Genomic DNA, 15076 nt, shown 5'->3' with positions numbered 1-15076 from the left:
GGCGCCGGTGGTGCGGGTGGATCAGGCGACGAAGCGCGTGCGGCGGCGCTTGGCCACCAGGTAGCCGCCGACGCCCGCGGCGAGCAGCAGCGCGCCGAGGCCGGCGATCAGGCCGGTGGACTGACCGGTGATCGGCAGCGAGCCACCGTCACCGCCGCCCGTGCCACCGTCGCCACCGTTGGCGGCACCCTTGATCACGAAGGCCGCCGTGTCGTTCTTCGCGTCGAGGTCGGCCACGGTCGAGCCACTGCCGTCCAGGTTGAAGTGCTGCAGGCGAACAGCACCCGGTGCACCGGCCAGGTTGTCGATGCGCAATCCGAACTCGAACACCGCGCGGTCACCCTTGTGCAGCGCGCCGAACCACTCGCAGAAGTAGATGCGAGCGCCGGGCTCGCCGTACCCGCCGATCTCTTCGCCATCCTTGACCGGCAGGCACTCGTCCGGCGCCGTCACGGCGGTGGCACCGGCCGGGATCGTGATCTCCGCTGCGGTGACCAGCTCATCCGGAGCGTACGAGTTGATCATTGCCGGCCCGTTGTTGACGAACCCGACCTTGGCGTTCACCGTCTTGCCGACGGCGCCGCTCACCTCGGCCCCGGTGGCGGCCGCGTCGGCACGCTGGCTGCCGGTCACGTTTGCCAGGATCAACGTGGCGTTGTTGCTGGAGTCCTTGTCGGTCTGCCGGAGCCGCTGGGCCTGTGCTTTCGGTGCCGACACCAGGGTCAGCTCGGAGCCGGTCCCCTTCTCCCACTTGTCGGTCGGGATCGGGAAGTCCGCGAGGAACTCGGCCCAGTCTCCGTCGGCGAACCACTGACCCAAGCCGTACTGCTTGCCCGGCGCCCAGGCGTCCGAGGCGATCTTCAGCGTGGACGACGAGTCCAACTGCAGCACCGCGTTCGGCTCGATCTTCTGGTCGTACGAGCACTGCGCGAAGTTCGTCCCGAACGCCTGCAGGTAGGAGCAGTTCGAGTGCCGAGAGGTCGCCATGCCGGGAGTGGTCGTGATGAGGAGGACGGCACCGTTGGCGGGCTTGTCACCCACGTTCGCGACCCGCAGCGGCGCCTTCAGCGACGACCCCGGCGCGCCCGAGACCTCGAGCTCCTCGTCAGCCTTCAGGTCCACACCCTCGCCGACCTCGATGGTGGACGTGGTGGTGACGTTCGCCCTGCCCTCCGCCGCCAGGGTGAGGGTCAGGTCGCCCTTCTTCCCTACCGACGCGGAGTCCTTGGCCTCGACGGTCAGATCGAGGACGTAGTCGATGGTGTCGGGACCCTTGAGGGAGCAGGTGATGACCGATCCGGCCTCCGAGCAGCCGGGCAGCGAGTCGGTCAGGGTGACCTTGGCGAAGTCCGTCACGGCGGCGCGGTCAACCGTGATGGTGAAGTTCTCGGGCAGCGCCTCGGTGAAGGCCAGCAAGGTGACCGCTTTGGCCTCACCGCCGGATGCGACGAGCACGTTGTTGGCGTACAGGAAGACCTCGTTCGAGGGCTCCTCGGCGGCGGCGACGGCCGGGCTGGCGGAGGCGGCGACGAACGCGCCTGCTACGCCCAGACCGGCGAGCCAACGCCGGGTGGAGTGGGTGAGCATGAGGGGGTTCCTCCAGTTGGGGGATCAGGTGGAGCGTGCGGATCTTAAGGAACCACTAAGGCTGACTGCAGCCCCCAGAACGGGCCCTCCAGGAAGACGAACCGAAAGGTTGATCAGCGTCACCGCAATGTTCGGTCGGTCCGCTCCCGTCATCTGTGGCAGGAGCCCCCGGGAGGTGCAGTGACGTACGAGAAGTTCGCGGACGCGCGGTTGGCCCCGCTGCTGCGGGGCGTTCACGACGGCGCCCCGCCGCCCGGGTACGGGACGGCGGGGCGCCGGCGGGCGAGGTGGGTCAGGCGACGAAGCGGGAGGTTCGGCGTCGGGCGAGCAGGTAACCGCCCACGCCGGTGACGAGGAGCAGGGCACCGATGCCGGCGATCTGGGTGGTGGGGGTGCCGGTGATGGGCAGCGAACCACCGCCACCGCCACCGTCGCCATCACCGTGGCCGCCACCGCCCTGGGTCGCGTTGACCACGATGGTGGCCCTGTCGTTGGCCGGTTTGATGTCGTCCTTGAAGCCCTCGTTGCCGGCGCACTCGCACCGCGCGTTGACCTGCACCGCGCCCCGGGCGTTGGGGATGACCTTGTCGATGCGCAGCCGGAACTTCAGGCTGTAGGTCTGCCCGGCCACCAGGAGCATCTCCGAGGCGCACAGGTACGTGCGGGTGGTGTCCAGCCGCAACCAGCAGCTGTCGGGGATTTCGACAGCTGTGGTGCCCGGCGGTAGCTCGACGTCGGTGTGGGTGGCGGCCTCGAAGTCCCCGTTCGTTCCGTCGAGCGTCGCCGGGCCGTTGTTCCGGAAGCCGACGGTCGCCGTGACGACCGCTCCGGCCGTGCCCTTGAGCGAGGCGCCGATGGCCGCGAGGTCGGTGCCGTTCTTGCCGGTCGCCCTGATGATCCACCCGGTGTAGTCGTAGCCCGGGCCGACATCGGTCTGGTCCGCCTGTCGCGCCCGGGCGGGCGCCTTGGCCAGAGTCAGTTCCGGGCCGCTGCCGGGGGTGGCCGCTCTTTCGCCGGCGGCCGCCCGCACCCGGGTCAGGTCCTCGAAGTCGGCAGTGGTCATGAACTGGGCATAGCCGGAGTGGCTGGCCGGCGCGTAGGTGTCCTTGACGAAGTCGAGGTTCAGCGTGGTGGCGAGCCCGGTGCCCACCGGGATGTCCTCGTCGAACTGGCAGGACATCAGGTGGTCGTCGGAATAGCGGCAGTTGCTGAACCGGTCCTTGGTCCGGATCGAGTAGGGCAGGTCGAAGACCGCGACGAATCCGTTGACGGTCTTGTCGCCGGCGTTGGCCACGACCAGCGGCACCGTGAACTTCCCGCCCGGCTTGGCGGAGAGTTCGGTGAACGGCCCGCCGGCCAGGTCGACCCCCTCGCCGACCCGGACCCGGGAGGTGTAGCTGCCGTGCCGTCCGCCGGCGGCTCGGAAGCTGACCGCGACGTCGCCGGAGTCACCGAGCCGCGCATCTTCGGTGAGGCCGAGGTGCACCCGCTTGGCCCCGTTGCGGTAGATCCCGCCGCCAAGCGGCGGCAGCTCGTACAGGGTGACGTCGAAGGGCTCCGCGCAGACGAGAACGCCCGGCTCCGGTGCGGTGCACTCCTGACCGTCGGCAGGTGCCACGGTGAGCTTGCCGGCCAGGGAGCGGTAGTCGTACCGCACGGACACGTCGGTGAGGACCGTCGGCTCGTCGGCGTAGAGCAACAGGCCGCGGATGGTCGGTTCCGCCCCGATGGCCAGGGTGGAGTCCTGGAAGTAGGGCTCGACCGTGGGCGCGGCGACGGCGGGGGTGGCGGAGGCGGCGATCAACGCGCCGGCGGCGCCGAGCCCGGTCAGCCAGCGGAGCAAGTGCTTGAGCATGGGAGTCCTCCCGTGGGGGTCCAGGTGGCGCTCGTCCAACCTAGGGAGGCCCCGACTCCGCCGGTAACCCCTCCGGATCGATATTCGTCGAATGACCCGAACGGCTGGACACCTCTGTCGCAACGGGCAACCGGCCCCGCGGCGGGCTCAGCGGTAGTCGTCCTCGTCCCCGGTGACCACCCGGGCCTGCTCCATCGCGTCCCAGTCGTCGACCTCCAGGCCGCGGTGCGGCTCACTGTCGACGTCGGCCGGGCCGGCGACCGTGGCCTGCTCGACCGCGTCGGCCGGGTCCGCCTCCGGGTCGCGTTCGTCGGGCGCGAGGTGGTCGCCGGGGGTGAAGTCCTCATCGGGCTGACCCATCGTTCCTCCCGGGGGTCTCGGGGCACGGTTCCACCCACCGTACGGGCTGGCCGGGTGTACCGCCCGGAAGCGGAGTAGGCGGAATCAGCCCTCGGCGACGCGGCCCGGTGCCAGGATGGTGCCGTGGGCTTCCTCATCAGACTGGCGATCACCGCGGTCGCGTTGTGGATAACCACGCTGATCGTGCCCGGGGTGGACGTGCACGGCCGCTCGGGTGGCAACACCGTCCTCACCCTGATCGTGGTGGCGCTGATCTTCGGCGTGATCAACGCGGTGCTCAAACCGGTGATCCGGGTTGTCGGCTGCGTGTTCTACCTACTGACGCTGGGGCTGTTCGCGCTGGTGGTCAACGCTCTGCTGTTCCTGCTCACCGACCGGATCGCCCGCGGGCTCGACCTGCCGTTCCAGGTGGACGGATTCTGGCCGGCGTTCTGGGGAGCCATCGTGATGACCGTGGTGACCTGGTTGATCAGCGTCATCGTGCCGGACAACCTGGACCGCCGGTGAACGACTAGCACCCGGGTCGGTTGTTCCGGCGCACCTCACCTACGGGATACTTCCGGGTGGAGGACAGCGCGGTCCGGCGCACAAATGAAGAACAGCGGCCAGCACGGCCGAGAGTGGTAAGTAAGGAGCACATCACATGCCCATCGCTTCCCCCGAGGCTTACGCGGAGATGCTGGACCGCGCCAAGGCCGGCCGGTACGCGTACCCCGCGATCAACGTGACCTCCTCCCAGACGCTGAACGCGGCGCTCAAGGGCTTCGCCGACGCGGAGAGCGACGGCATCATCCAGGTCTCCACCGGTGGCGCCGAATACCTCTCCGGCCCCTCGATCAAGGACATGGTCACCGGCGCGGTGGCGTTCGCCGCGTACGCGCACGAGGTGGCCAAGAAGTACTCGGTCAACGTCGCCCTGCACACCGACCACTGCCCGAAGGACAAGCTGGACAAGTTCGTCCGTCCGCTGATGGGCATCTCGCAGGAGCGGGTGAAGCGCGGCGAGGAGCCGCTGTACCAGTCGCACATGTGGGACGGCTCGGCCGTGCCGGTCGCGGAGAACCTGCAGATCGCCGCACAGCTGCTCGACGAGGCCGCCAAGGCCAAGATCGTCCTTGAGATCGAGGTCGGCGTCGTCGGTGGCGAGGAGGACGGCGTCGAGAACGCCATCAACGACAAGCTCTACACCACCACCGATGACGGCCTGGCCATGGTCGAGGCGCTCGGCCTCGGCGAGAAGGGCCGCTACATGGCGGCGCTGACCTTCGGCAACGTGCACGGCGTCTACAAGCCGGGCAACGTCAAGCTGCGCCCGGAGATCCTCAAGCAGATCCAGGACGCCGTCGGCGCCAAGTACAGCAAGGACAAGCCGCTCAGCCTGGTCTTCCACGGCGGCTCCGGCTCCCTGCTGAGCGAGATCCGCGAGGCCCTGGACTACGGCGTGGTGAAGATGAACATCGACACCGACACCCAGTACGCCTTCACCCGGCCCGTCGCGGACCACATGCTGCGCAACTACGACGGCGTGCTGAAGATCGACGGCGAGGTCGGCAACAAGAAGCAGTACGACCCGCGCGCGTGGGGCAAGGCCGCCGAGGCCGGCCTGGCCGCCCGGGTCGTCCAGGCGTGCGAGGACCTGCGCTCGACCGGCACCACGATGACCAAGTAACGACGTCCCACCGACGGCCGGCCCCCCGCACGGGGAGCCGGCCGTCGTCGTCAGGTCGTCAGCAGGCGTACGGCCTCGCGAACGTCGTCGGTGAGGTGGATCGTCGAGGACAGGTCACCGAACGGGGACGCGGCCAGCAGCGGGCGCAACAGCGCCTCCACCGGCAGCTCCGTGGTCCAGTAGGCGCGGTCCAGGAAGATGTACGCCCCGCTGGCGCCGTCCGTGCCGTAGTAGGTCTTGGTGGCCGCCTGGAACACCTCCTGCACCGTGCCCGCCCGCCCCGGCGCGAAGACGATGCCACCCCGGGCCAGGCGCAGGATGGTGTCCTCCCGGATCGCGTTCGAGAAGTACTTCGCAATCCGCCCGGCGAACAGGTTCGCCGGCTCGTGCCCGTACAGCCAGGTCGGAATGGCCAGACCACCCGCACGCGCCCAGCCCAGGTCGTCGCCACGTTGCCGGGGCACCCCCGCGTACCGCTGCCGGACCGTCAGCGCCACGGCCGTGTACCGGTGATGGTCGGTGAAGTCGGGGGCGGTGGCCAGCAGGTCGATCGCGGCCGTCACGTCGGTCGCCGGCCGGTCCGCCAGGTAGGCGCCGAGGTTCGCGGCCTCCATCACCCCGGGGCCGCCGCCGGTCACCACCAGCCGGTCGGCCCGCGCCAGCTCCCAACCCAACACGGCCGCCATCCGGTACGCGGGACTGCCGCGTCGCACCGCGTGACCGCCCATGATGCCCACCACCGACTGCGGCCCGTACGCGGCCAGCCAGACCCGGGTGGCGTCGGCCAACGCGTTGTCCACGCCGTGGTCGTGCAGCCGCTGACCCAGCGCCTCCCTGACGTCCGGCAGCGCGCCGCCGTGCGCCCGGTAGTGGTCGTACACCAGGGTGTCGTACATCCCGGTGAACCCGCCCTCGGCGAACCCGGCGGCCAGGTCGTCCGGGCTGTGGAGGTGCGTCGGCTGGGTCGGGTACGGCAACCCGGAGAACGGCGGCACCACGTTCGCGCCACGCCGGACCAGGTCGGCGCCCACGTCCCGGGACGCGAACCGGCAACCGACGAAGAGGGTGCCGGCGACGTCGATGCCGGTCAGGTCGGGCACCGGCGCGAGGTCGAGCCGCAGGCCCTGCACGGTCAGCCCGGTCAGTCGACCGGTGGCCAGCTGCTGGTCGAACTCGGCCCGGGTCTGGATCTCACCGGCGTGCAGGTGCGGCTCGATGACGTCCGCGGGAGGTGGGGTCGGCACCCGGCCATCCTGCCCCTCCGCCGGGGCCGGCCAAACCTCGGGCCGGCTGTGGAACCGACAGGAGCCCGGTGGTCGTGGCCACCGGGCTCCTGCATAACCGGTTCCTGGGGAGGCTCCGGACCATTAGTTGTAGTGGAAAACACCAGGCAGCGGCATAGGCCGCAGGCGTGACCAACTCCTCAGCCGTTCAGCGGAACACGTCGGCCGACCCGCTCGCGTGTCGCCCTGTCCAGCGGGTTGAATGGGGCGATGCAGAACCTTTTGCCAGAGCCACCGGCCACCCGCCTGCCCGTGAACGACGAGGCCGACGCCGCCCTGGCCGCCGCCGACGAGGCCGGCACCGACGAGGCGTACGCCAACGTGGCGGCCGGCTTCCCGACCTACAGCGCTGCCTGGGCGGAGCTCGCGGCGCGGGCCTTCGCGCAGGGCCAGGTGGTGGCGGCGTACGCGTACGCCCGCACCGGTTACCACCGGGGCCTCGACCAGTTGCGCCGCAGTGGGTGGAAGGGGCACGGCCCGGTGCCGTGGTCACACGAGCCCAACCAGGGCTTCCTCCGCTGCCTGTACGTGCTGTCCCGCGCCGCCGACGAGATCGGTGAGGCCGACGAGGCGGCCCGCTGTGCCCAGTTCCTACGCGACTGCGACCCGGAAGCGGCGGACGCGCTGGCGAGCAACTGACCCCGCCCCGGCGGCCGGCCCGACACCGGGCCGGCCGTCGGCGGGTTACAGCCCTTCGGCGACCGCTGCGGCGATCTTCAGCCAGGCGTCCCGGGTGGCCGAGGAGAGCCCGCCGTACCGGATCGGCTCGCCACTGTCGATGAGCCGCTCGTACGGGGCCAGCAGCACCGCCCGGGTGCGGGCCGCGAAGTGCTCCTGGATGGCCGGCAGGTCGATCTCCTTGCGCGACGGCGGCATCGACACCACAGTCACGGCCTGACGGACCAGCCGTTGCCGGCCGCTCTGCTCCAGGTGGTCGAGCATCCGGGCGGCGGTCTCGGCGGAGTCGTTACGGGCCGACATGGTGACCACCAACTGGTCGGTGGCGTCCATCGACGCCTGCCAGTTCTGCGCCCGGACGTTGTTCCCGGTGTCCACGAAGATCAACTTGTAGAACCGGCTGACCACCTCGCGGATCTCGGCGAACGCGGCGGCTGTCAACATCTCGCCACCGGTGGCCGACTCGTCCGAGGCCAGAACGTCGAACATCCCCTCGCCCTGCGAACGGACGTACTGCGACAGGTCACCGACCCGCCCGTGCGCGCCCTGGAACTGCCCGAGGTCACGCAGCATGTCCCGCACCGTGCGGGAGTGGAAGTCCTGTTGGGCGCGCATCCCCAGGGTGCCCTGGGTCTCGTTGTTGTCCCAGGCCAGCACGTAACCGCCGCGCTTCTGACCGAACGTCATCGCGAGCAGCAGGATGGCCACCGTCTTACCGGCACCGCCCTTCGGGTTGACCACGGTCACCTGCCGCAGACCGCCGAAGTTGCGGCGCACCATCTCGATGTCCCGTTTGAGCTCCTGCTCGTGCCGCCCCGGCGAGAGCCGAAGCAGGCCCATCTTGTTGACCACCGCGCGTACACCCATTGTCGCCACCGGGTCGGCGGGTCGAACCTGGCGGCGTCGGGCGAAGTCCTCGGCGGTCGGCGCGGCGGTGTCCTCCGGTGTCCAACTCGCGTCCGGGTACGCGGTCGCATCCGGGTACGCCGGGGCCGGCACCCGGGTCACCCCGTCGGCCTCCTGGTACGGCTGCCCAGGCGTACCGCCGGGCGAGCCCTGCTGCCAGGGCGGTGGGTACCAACCCGGCGAGGGCGGAAACGGCCCGGGCGGTGGGGTCGTCGGCCCGGCCTGCGGCGGCGCCTGCTGCGGCACGGGAGGGCCGGGCGGCGGGTTGCTGAACTGCGTCAGATCGGGCGGCGGCGGAATCTGCGCCGGGCCCGCCTGACCGGGAATGGTCGGAGTGAACGACTGCCCGGGGTGGGCCTGCGCGGGACCGACGTGCGGGACGACGGGCGGCGGCGGAATCGGAGGCGTCGCGTTGACCTCGTCCGGAGCGGGCGGGGCTCCAGCGGGGCGTTGCGGCGGATACGCCCACGGCGACTCGGCAATCGGCCGCGCCGGCCCGTCGGCGGACCCGTCCTCACCGGGCCCGCCGGGGTGGGGTGTGGGCCCGCCGGCCTGCGGCACCGGCCCGCCGGCCTGTGGCGCCGGTCCACCAGCCTGCGGCGCCGGTCCACCTGGGTGGGGTGTGGGCCCGGCAGCCTGTAGTGCCGGTCCACCGACCGGCGGCACGGGTCCGCCGGGCTGTGGTGCTGGGCCGGCCGCCGCAGGGCCTGCGGCCGAGGAGTCTGCCGGCGCGGAGCCGGCGGCCGCCGGGCTGTCGGTGGCGTTCGGGCTGTCGGTGGCGTTCGGGCTGTCGGTGGCGTTCGGGCCGGCGGTGGCGTTCGGGCCGGCGGTGGCGTTCGGGCTGGCGGCGGCGTTCGGGCCGGCGGTGGCGTTCGGGCTGGCGGCGGACGCGGTGGCGGACGCGGTGGCGGCTGGGGTGGGCCGGTCGGTGGCTGCGGGCGTGGTGGGGTGACCGGCAGTTGCCGCTGCGGTGGGGCGATCCAGGGTGAACGGCAGGTCCAGGTCGACGCCGCCCGGGGTGATCGGCGCGGCGGTCGGACCCCGGTCGCCGGGCTGCACCTGCGTCGCTTCGCCAGCCCTGCCGGCCGCGTCGGCTGCGGTACCGGGCGCGTCGCTCGCGGCGGGTCGGCCGTCCCTCGGCGCGGAGGTGATGTTCGGTGTGGCAGCGGCAGTGGGAATGCCGGCCCCACCTGGCCCGCCGTTGCTCCCGGGGCCGGTCGCCGGGAGCATCGGTTGGGCACCCGTCACCGGCGGCGATGACGCAGCGGCCGGGTCGGTAGGCGGTGGCCAACTCGGCTGCGCCGGCGCCCAACCCGACCCGGTGCCGGACGGGCCACCAGGCCCCCACCCGCCGGGAGCCGGGACCGCGCCGCTGAGCGACGGGTAGTCCGACGGCGAGGGCGGCGACAGGGCCGCAGCGCCGGGCTGGCCGGGCACCGGCGGTCGCCCGATCGGAGGCGCGGCCACCGGTGGTGTGACCGGTGGCGCGACCGACGACGGCCCACCCCGCTGCTCGGCGACCGCAGCCCAGGGCGGCACCGCGCCCCGGTCGCCCGGATCTGGCGGCCAGAGTGGTTCGATGTCCCGCTCCGGCACCGGCTGCTGGCCGGGCACCTGCGCCCGGTCGGCGTTCTCGTCCATTACGGCCCTCCCCAGTCCTCCTGCGAGGATAGGCCCATTCGCCCAGCAGGGCGGATCGGCGCAGGCAGGTCGGCCGGTCGCGCGGTCGAGCTCAGATCGACCAGACCGCCCAGGCCCCCGGCTCGATCCACCAGGAACGCTTGCGGGTCAGCTCGCCCTCGACACCATCGTCGAGGTACGGCACCTTGCCCTCCCTGGGCAGCACCGACACCGCCCGCCCACGGGCCCGCCGAACTTCGAGGCGTACCCGCTTGCGCCCCCACGCCGAGCGGACGACCACCGGCACGGCCACCGCGACCTCGACCTGGCCGTCGGCCGGGTCCGGCGCGGTCAGCAACGTCACGTCGTCGAGCGTCGCGTACCCGCCGGCGTTGCCGACCGCGCAGGCCAGCAGCGGTTCCGCACCGTCGGTGAGAATGGTGTCGTCGACCTCCACCCGGGCGCGCCAGTGCAGCGGCCGGCCGGCGTCGTCGGCGGCGCCGAGGAGCGCGCCGTCCAGGGTCACCGAGCCGCCGTCGTTGCGCAGCAGGTCCAGCCGGCGTGGCGTGCCGTCCAGCACCGCGGCGGCCACCGCCGCCGGGTCACGGGGCAGCCCGAGTTGCGCGACCAGGTCCCGGTGGGTGCCGCCACGGGCCGGATCAAGCGGGAGTACGGCCACCGGAGGCAGGTCGGGCAGGGTGCGGTTGCCGGGCAGGTCCGCCGGGCGCTTGCTCGGCGCCGGGGCGTACCGCTTGACCAGCCGGCGCAGCACGGCGCGCAACTGCCCGTCACTGGCCGTGGCGATGACAAGCCTGGTCTTGCTGTCCGGGTCCGGCCAGGTGAGGCCGTCCGGGCGGGCCGGGCCGTCGAGCCGGGCCAACACCGCGTCGATCTCCGCGTCGGAGCGGGCGGTGACCGTCTCCACCCGGGCGCCCCGGGCGTTCAGCGCATCGGCGCAGGCCAGCACCGGCACCCGGGGCCGCTCCGTCGCGCACTGCTCGGTGTCGGTCTGGCCGGTGCTGGCCTGGTCGGCGTTGCTCTGGCCGGTGCTGGTCTGGCCGGTGCTGGTCTGGCCGGTATCGGTCTGGCTCGTCGGGGCGGTGTCGGCCCCGGACGCACCACCGCAGCAGGCCCCGCCGCTGCCACAGCCCCCGGGAGCGTCCCGCTCCGAACCGAGGGTGAGCAGCACCACGTCGTACACCGAAGGAGCCTCCTGCCTCTCGACGCGACCCCTGCCGGCCACGCCGTCACTACTTGTTAACCTGACACCCCGGGCTCGCCGAGCGGTCGCCACCTGGCACCCGAGCCTTCTGGAGGCGGAAAAGATGCCAGCGATCGTGCTCATCGGCGCTCAGTGGGGCGACGAGGGCAAGGGCAAGGTTACCGACCTGCTGGGTGAGCGGGTCGACTACGTCGTGCGCTACTCCGGCGGCAACAACGCCGGGCACACGGTGATCACCCCAGACGGCCAGAAGTATGCGCTGCACCTGATGCCGTCCGGCGCGCTCTCACCGGACGCGATGATCGTCATCGGCAACGGTGTGGTGGTCGACCCGAAGGTGCTGCTCGCCGAGATCGACGGCCTGGCCGAGCGCGGCGTGGACGTGTCCCGGCTGCGGATCTCCGGTGACGCGCACCTGATCATGCCGCACCACAGGGCGCTGGACCGGGTCATCGAGCGCTACCTCGGCTCGTCCCGGATCGGCACCACCGGCCGCGGCATCGGCCCGGCGTACGGCGACAAGGTCGCCCGGATCGGCATCCGCCTCCAGGACCTGCTCGACCCGGGCATCCTGCGTAAGAAGCTGGAACTCGCGCTGCGCGAGAAGAACCAGATCCTCTTCAAGGTCTACAACCGCAAGGCGATCGACCTTGAGGCGACCGTCGAGGAGTACCTGGAGTACGCGGAGCGGCTCAAGCCGTACATCGCGGAGACCCGGGCGATGCTCTGGGACGCCCTGGACCGGGGCGAGACGGTGCTGCTGGAGGGCGCCCAGGCCACCATGCTCGACATGGACCACGGCACCTACCCCTTCGTGACCTCGTCCAACCCGACCGCCGGTGGAGCCTGCGTGGGCGCGGGCATCCCGCCGACCGCGATCAACAAGGTCATCGCGGTGAGCAAGGCGTACACCACCCGGGTCGGCGCCGGACCGTTCCCGACCGAGCTGTTCGACGCCAACGGCGACCACCTACGCAAGATCGGCGCGGAGTACGGCACCACCACCGGGCGGGAGCGTCGGTGCGGGTGGTTCGACGCGGTCGTCGCCCGGTACGCCTGCCGCCTCAACGGCGTCACCGACCTGGTCATCACCAAGCTGGACGTGCTCACCGGCCTGCCCAAGGTGCCGATCTGCGTCGGCTACGAGATCAACGGCGTCCGGGTCGACGACATGCCGATGAGCCAGACGGACTTCCACCACGCCAAGCCCGTCTTCGAGGAACTCGACGGCTGGTGGGAGGACATCACCAAGGCCCGCAGCATCGACGACCTCCCGGAGAACGCCCGCCGCTACATCGCGAGGGTCGAAGAACTCTGCAACACGAGGGTGAGCGTCGTAGGCGTAGGCCCAGGCCGAGAAGAAAACGTCCACCTACACCCCCTCCTCCCCTAACCCCACCCCCACCCCCCCGGCCCCACCCCCACCCCCCCCGGCCCCACCCCACCGCCTCGGTGATCAAGAAGTTTGCGTCAGATTTCCTCGCGTGGTTGACGTAAAGCTCTTGATCACCGAGGCGGTGGGGCGGGGGCGGAGTGTTGGGGGTTATCCACAGGGGGTTGGGGTTATCCACAGGGGCTTCGGTTGGGTGGGGCGGGTGGGCAGGGTGTGGGTGTGGGCGCACACCGACTTCTTCGCCACATCGCGGCCGGGCAGGACGGCATCGTCACCCTGGGTCAGGCATTGCGTGCCGGCCTGACCAGGGATCAGATCCGGCAGTTGCACCGGTCCGGCCGGTGGCAGCGGCTTCTTCGCGGCTGCTTCGTTCCAGAAGCGGAGCTGAGTGATTCGACGCGTCGGCGGGGGCGAATCCGCGCGGCGGTGATGAGCCTTGGCCCAGGAGCCTTCGCTGCCCTGGACTCTGCGTTGGAGTTGCACGGCATCGCGGGTCTTCGCCGGACGTCACGGGTCCACGTCTCGGTCCCAGTCGATCGCCCCCGGCCTCAGCGCTCCCTGGTGCCGTGGTTGACGGTGCATCAGGTGACCGTCGGCCCCGGTGACGTCGTCGAGGTTGCGGGCATTCCGGCGACCTCCCCGCTCCGTACCGTCTCGGACGTCATCCTTCGGGCTGATCGTTATTCGGCGGTGTCGGTCCTCGACTCAGCGCTGAACCAGGGCCGCATGGATCCGGCGGACCTGGCGGCCATTCCCACCCTGATCCGCGGGCGGCGGGGTGCGGTCGTGGCACGCGCCTGTCTGGCCGAGGCGGACGGGCGGGCGCAGTCGCCGTTGGAGACGCGGGCCCGGCTGCGCTGCGTGGACGGCAGGGTGCCGCCGGACACGCTGCAGTTGGAGGTGCGCGACGACGACGGCTATCTGCTCGGCATCGGTGACCTGGGTTGGCGCGGCCCAAGGCTGATCGCCGAAGCGGACGGCCGAGACGCGCACGGCAGCCTGGAGGCCGCCTACGCCGACCGCCGCCGGCAGAATCGCCTGGTCAACGCCGGCTGGACCATCCTCCGCTTCACCTGGCAGGACACCCTCCGCCCCGACTACATCCCCTGGACGGTCCGCCAAGCGATCACGGCCGCCGGTCACCGCTGATCATGAAGTTGTTGCCACGACACGCCGCGGCGGAGGGCAATAACTTCATGATCACCGAGGCGTCGGTGGTGGGGTTGGGGGGGACAGTAGGATCTCGGGCGTGCGGGTTCTTTTGGTGGGTGGCGGTGGGCGGGAGCATGCGCTTGCGCTCGGGCTGGTGGCGGATTCGGGCGTTTCCTCGCTGATTGCCGCGCCGGGCAACCCGGGGATTGCTGGCGTGGCTGAGCTGCGGACGGTGACTCCGACAGATCCGGCCGCGGTGGCGGCGTTGGCCGTGGAGACGGCGGCTGACCTGGTGGTGGTCGGGCCGGAGGCGCCGTTGGTCGCCGGGGTCGCCGATGCCGTACGCGCCAAGGGCATCGCCGTGTTCGGCCCATCCGGCGCGGCCGCTCAGTTGGAGGGCTCCAAGGCGTTCGCCAAGGACGTGATGACCGCCGCCGGCGTGCCTACCGCCCGGGCGTACGTCTGCACGGACGAGCAGAGCACCGCTCGCGCGCTGGACGAGTTCGGCGCGCCGTACGTGGTGAAGGACGACGGGCTGGCCGCCGGCAAGGGCGTGGTGGTGACCGACGACCGGGCCGCCGCGTTGGCGCACGCCGCCGAGTGTGGACGTGTCGTGGTCGAGGAGTTCCTCGACGGCCCGGAGGTCAGCCTCTTCGTGGTCACCGACGGCGAGGCGGCGCTGCCGTTGTTGCCGGCACAGGACTTCAAGCGGCTCGGCGACGGCGACACCGGGCCGAACACCGGTGGCATGGGGGCGTACGCGCCGCTGGCCTGGGCCCCGCCCGGCCTGGTCGACGACGTCATGCGCGATGTGGTCCACCCGACGCTCGCGGAGATGCGTCGTCGGGGCACCCCGTTCGCCGGGCTGCTCTACGTCGGGCTCGCGATCACCTCCGCCGGCCCGCGGGTGATCGAGTTCAACGCGCGCTTCGGTGACCCGGAGACCCAGGTGGTGCTCGCGTTGCTGGAGACCCCGCTGGGTGGGTTGTTGCACGCGGCGGCCACCGGCACGTTGGCCGAGCACCCGCCGCTGCGGTGGCGGGACGGCAGCGCGGTGACCGTGGTGCTCGCCTCGCCGGGTTATCCGGCCGCGCCGCGCACCGGTGACGTGATCACCGGCGCGGACGGTCCGGGCATCATCCACGCGGGCACCGCCCGCCGGGCCGACGACGGCGCGTTGCTCTCCGCCGGCGGCCGGGTCCTCTGCGGTACGGCCACCGGCTCCGACCTGGCCGCCGCGCGGGATGCCGCGTACGCGCTGGTGGACGGGGTGGAGCTGGCCGGCTCGCAGCACCGCACCGACATCGCCGCCGCCGCGATCAACTGTCGGATCACGATTCCCCGCTGAACT

Annotated in this window: 12 protein-coding genes and 1 pseudogene; 7 read left to right on the top strand and 6 right to left on the bottom strand. The window is 71.6% G+C overall.

Annotated features, from left to right (window positions below; translation table 11 throughout):
* Positions 1–21: 21 nt before the first annotated feature.
* The 3 genes from ACLQ3B_RS09795 to ACLQ3B_RS09785 all read right to left on the bottom strand — a co-directional run bounded on the left by ACLQ3B_RS09795 (position 22) and on the right by ACLQ3B_RS09785 (position 3802).
* Entirely contained in the window at positions 22–1587 is a 1566-nt protein-coding gene (locus tag ACLQ3B_RS09795) for an LPXTG cell wall anchor domain-containing protein (protein ID WP_425779314.1), read from the bottom strand.
* Positions 1588–1879: 292 nt separating this feature from the next.
* Positions 1880–3442: an LPXTG cell wall anchor domain-containing protein gene (locus tag ACLQ3B_RS09790; protein WP_425779312.1), complete on the bottom strand. Its 1563-nt coding sequence runs from the start codon at positions 3440–3442 to the stop codon at positions 1880–1882.
* A gap of 147 nt (positions 3443–3589) precedes the next feature.
* Positions 3590–3802 (bottom strand): hypothetical protein, encoded by a 213-nt coding sequence (locus ACLQ3B_RS09785; protein ID WP_091397476.1) that lies wholly within the window; start codon positions 3800–3802, stop codon positions 3590–3592.
* Between the two features lie 123 nt (positions 3803–3925).
* On the opposite strand from ACLQ3B_RS09785, the gene ACLQ3B_RS09780 reads away from it, so the two are divergent.
* Positions 3926–4309: a phage holin family protein gene (locus ACLQ3B_RS09780; RefSeq protein ID WP_030491363.1), complete on the top strand. Its 384-nt coding sequence runs from the start codon at positions 3926–3928 to the stop codon at positions 4307–4309.
* A gap of 136 nt (positions 4310–4445) precedes the next feature.
* The gene (gene fbaA / locus ACLQ3B_RS09775; protein WP_425779309.1) at positions 4446–5471 is read left to right on the top strand and encodes a class II fructose-bisphosphate aldolase; all 1026 of its coding nucleotides are present in this window, start codon (positions 4446–4448) and stop codon (positions 5469–5471) included.
* 50 nt (positions 5472–5521) lie between these two features.
* On the opposite strand, the gene ACLQ3B_RS09770 is transcribed toward fbaA, so the two are convergent.
* Positions 5522–6715: an LOG family protein gene (locus ACLQ3B_RS09770; protein ID WP_425779307.1), complete on the bottom strand. Its 1194-nt coding sequence runs from the start codon at positions 6713–6715 to the stop codon at positions 5522–5524.
* 249 nt (positions 6716–6964) lie between these two features.
* Here ACLQ3B_RS09770 and ACLQ3B_RS09765 point away from each other — a divergent pair, with 249 nt between their 5' ends.
* Positions 6965–7393: a DUF3151 domain-containing protein gene (locus tag ACLQ3B_RS09765; protein WP_196928846.1), complete on the top strand. Its 429-nt coding sequence runs from the start codon at positions 6965–6967 to the stop codon at positions 7391–7393.
* Positions 7394–7438: 45 nt separating this feature from the next.
* On the opposite strand, the gene ACLQ3B_RS09760 is transcribed toward ACLQ3B_RS09765, so the two are convergent.
* Together ACLQ3B_RS09760 and ACLQ3B_RS09755 are read right to left on the bottom strand one after the other, a co-directional pair.
* Positions 7439–9979: a chromosome partitioning protein gene (locus ACLQ3B_RS09760; protein ID WP_425779305.1), complete on the bottom strand. Its 2541-nt coding sequence runs from the start codon at positions 9977–9979 to the stop codon at positions 7439–7441.
* 91 nt (positions 9980–10070) lie between these two features.
* Entirely contained in the window at positions 10071–11159 is a 1089-nt protein-coding gene (locus ACLQ3B_RS09755) for a hypothetical protein (RefSeq protein WP_425779303.1), read from the bottom strand.
* A gap of 124 nt (positions 11160–11283) precedes the next feature.
* On the opposite strand from ACLQ3B_RS09755, the gene ACLQ3B_RS09750 reads away from it, so the two are divergent.
* From ACLQ3B_RS09750 to purD, 4 genes and pseudogenes are all read left to right on the top strand, one after another.
* Positions 11284–12573: an adenylosuccinate synthase gene (locus ACLQ3B_RS09750; protein ID WP_425779301.1), complete on the top strand. Its 1290-nt coding sequence runs from the start codon at positions 11284–11286 to the stop codon at positions 12571–12573.
* Positions 12574–12786: 213 nt separating this feature from the next.
* Positions 12787–12933 (top strand): annotated as a pseudogene (locus ACLQ3B_RS09745) (type IV toxin-antitoxin system AbiEi family antitoxin domain-containing protein); the annotation flags it as partial.
* Positions 12934–13158: 225 nt separating this feature from the next.
* Positions 13159–13722, top strand: a complete 564-nt coding sequence (locus ACLQ3B_RS09740; RefSeq protein ID WP_425779875.1) for a hypothetical protein — start codon at positions 13159–13161, stop codon at positions 13720–13722.
* Positions 13723–13822: 100 nt separating this feature from the next.
* Complete coding sequence (purD, locus tag ACLQ3B_RS09735; protein ID WP_425779299.1) at positions 13823–15073, top strand: phosphoribosylamine--glycine ligase; 1251 nt, start codon at positions 13823–13825, stop codon at positions 15071–15073.
* Positions 15074–15076: the final 3 nt, after the last annotated feature.

It is taken from the genome of Micromonospora sp. DT53 (assembly GCF_049841535.1).
In the GTDB taxonomy this organism is placed as follows: Bacteria; Actinomycetota; Actinomycetes; order Mycobacteriales; family Micromonosporaceae; genus Micromonospora.
This window is presented reverse-complemented; position numbering and strand designations above follow the sequence as displayed.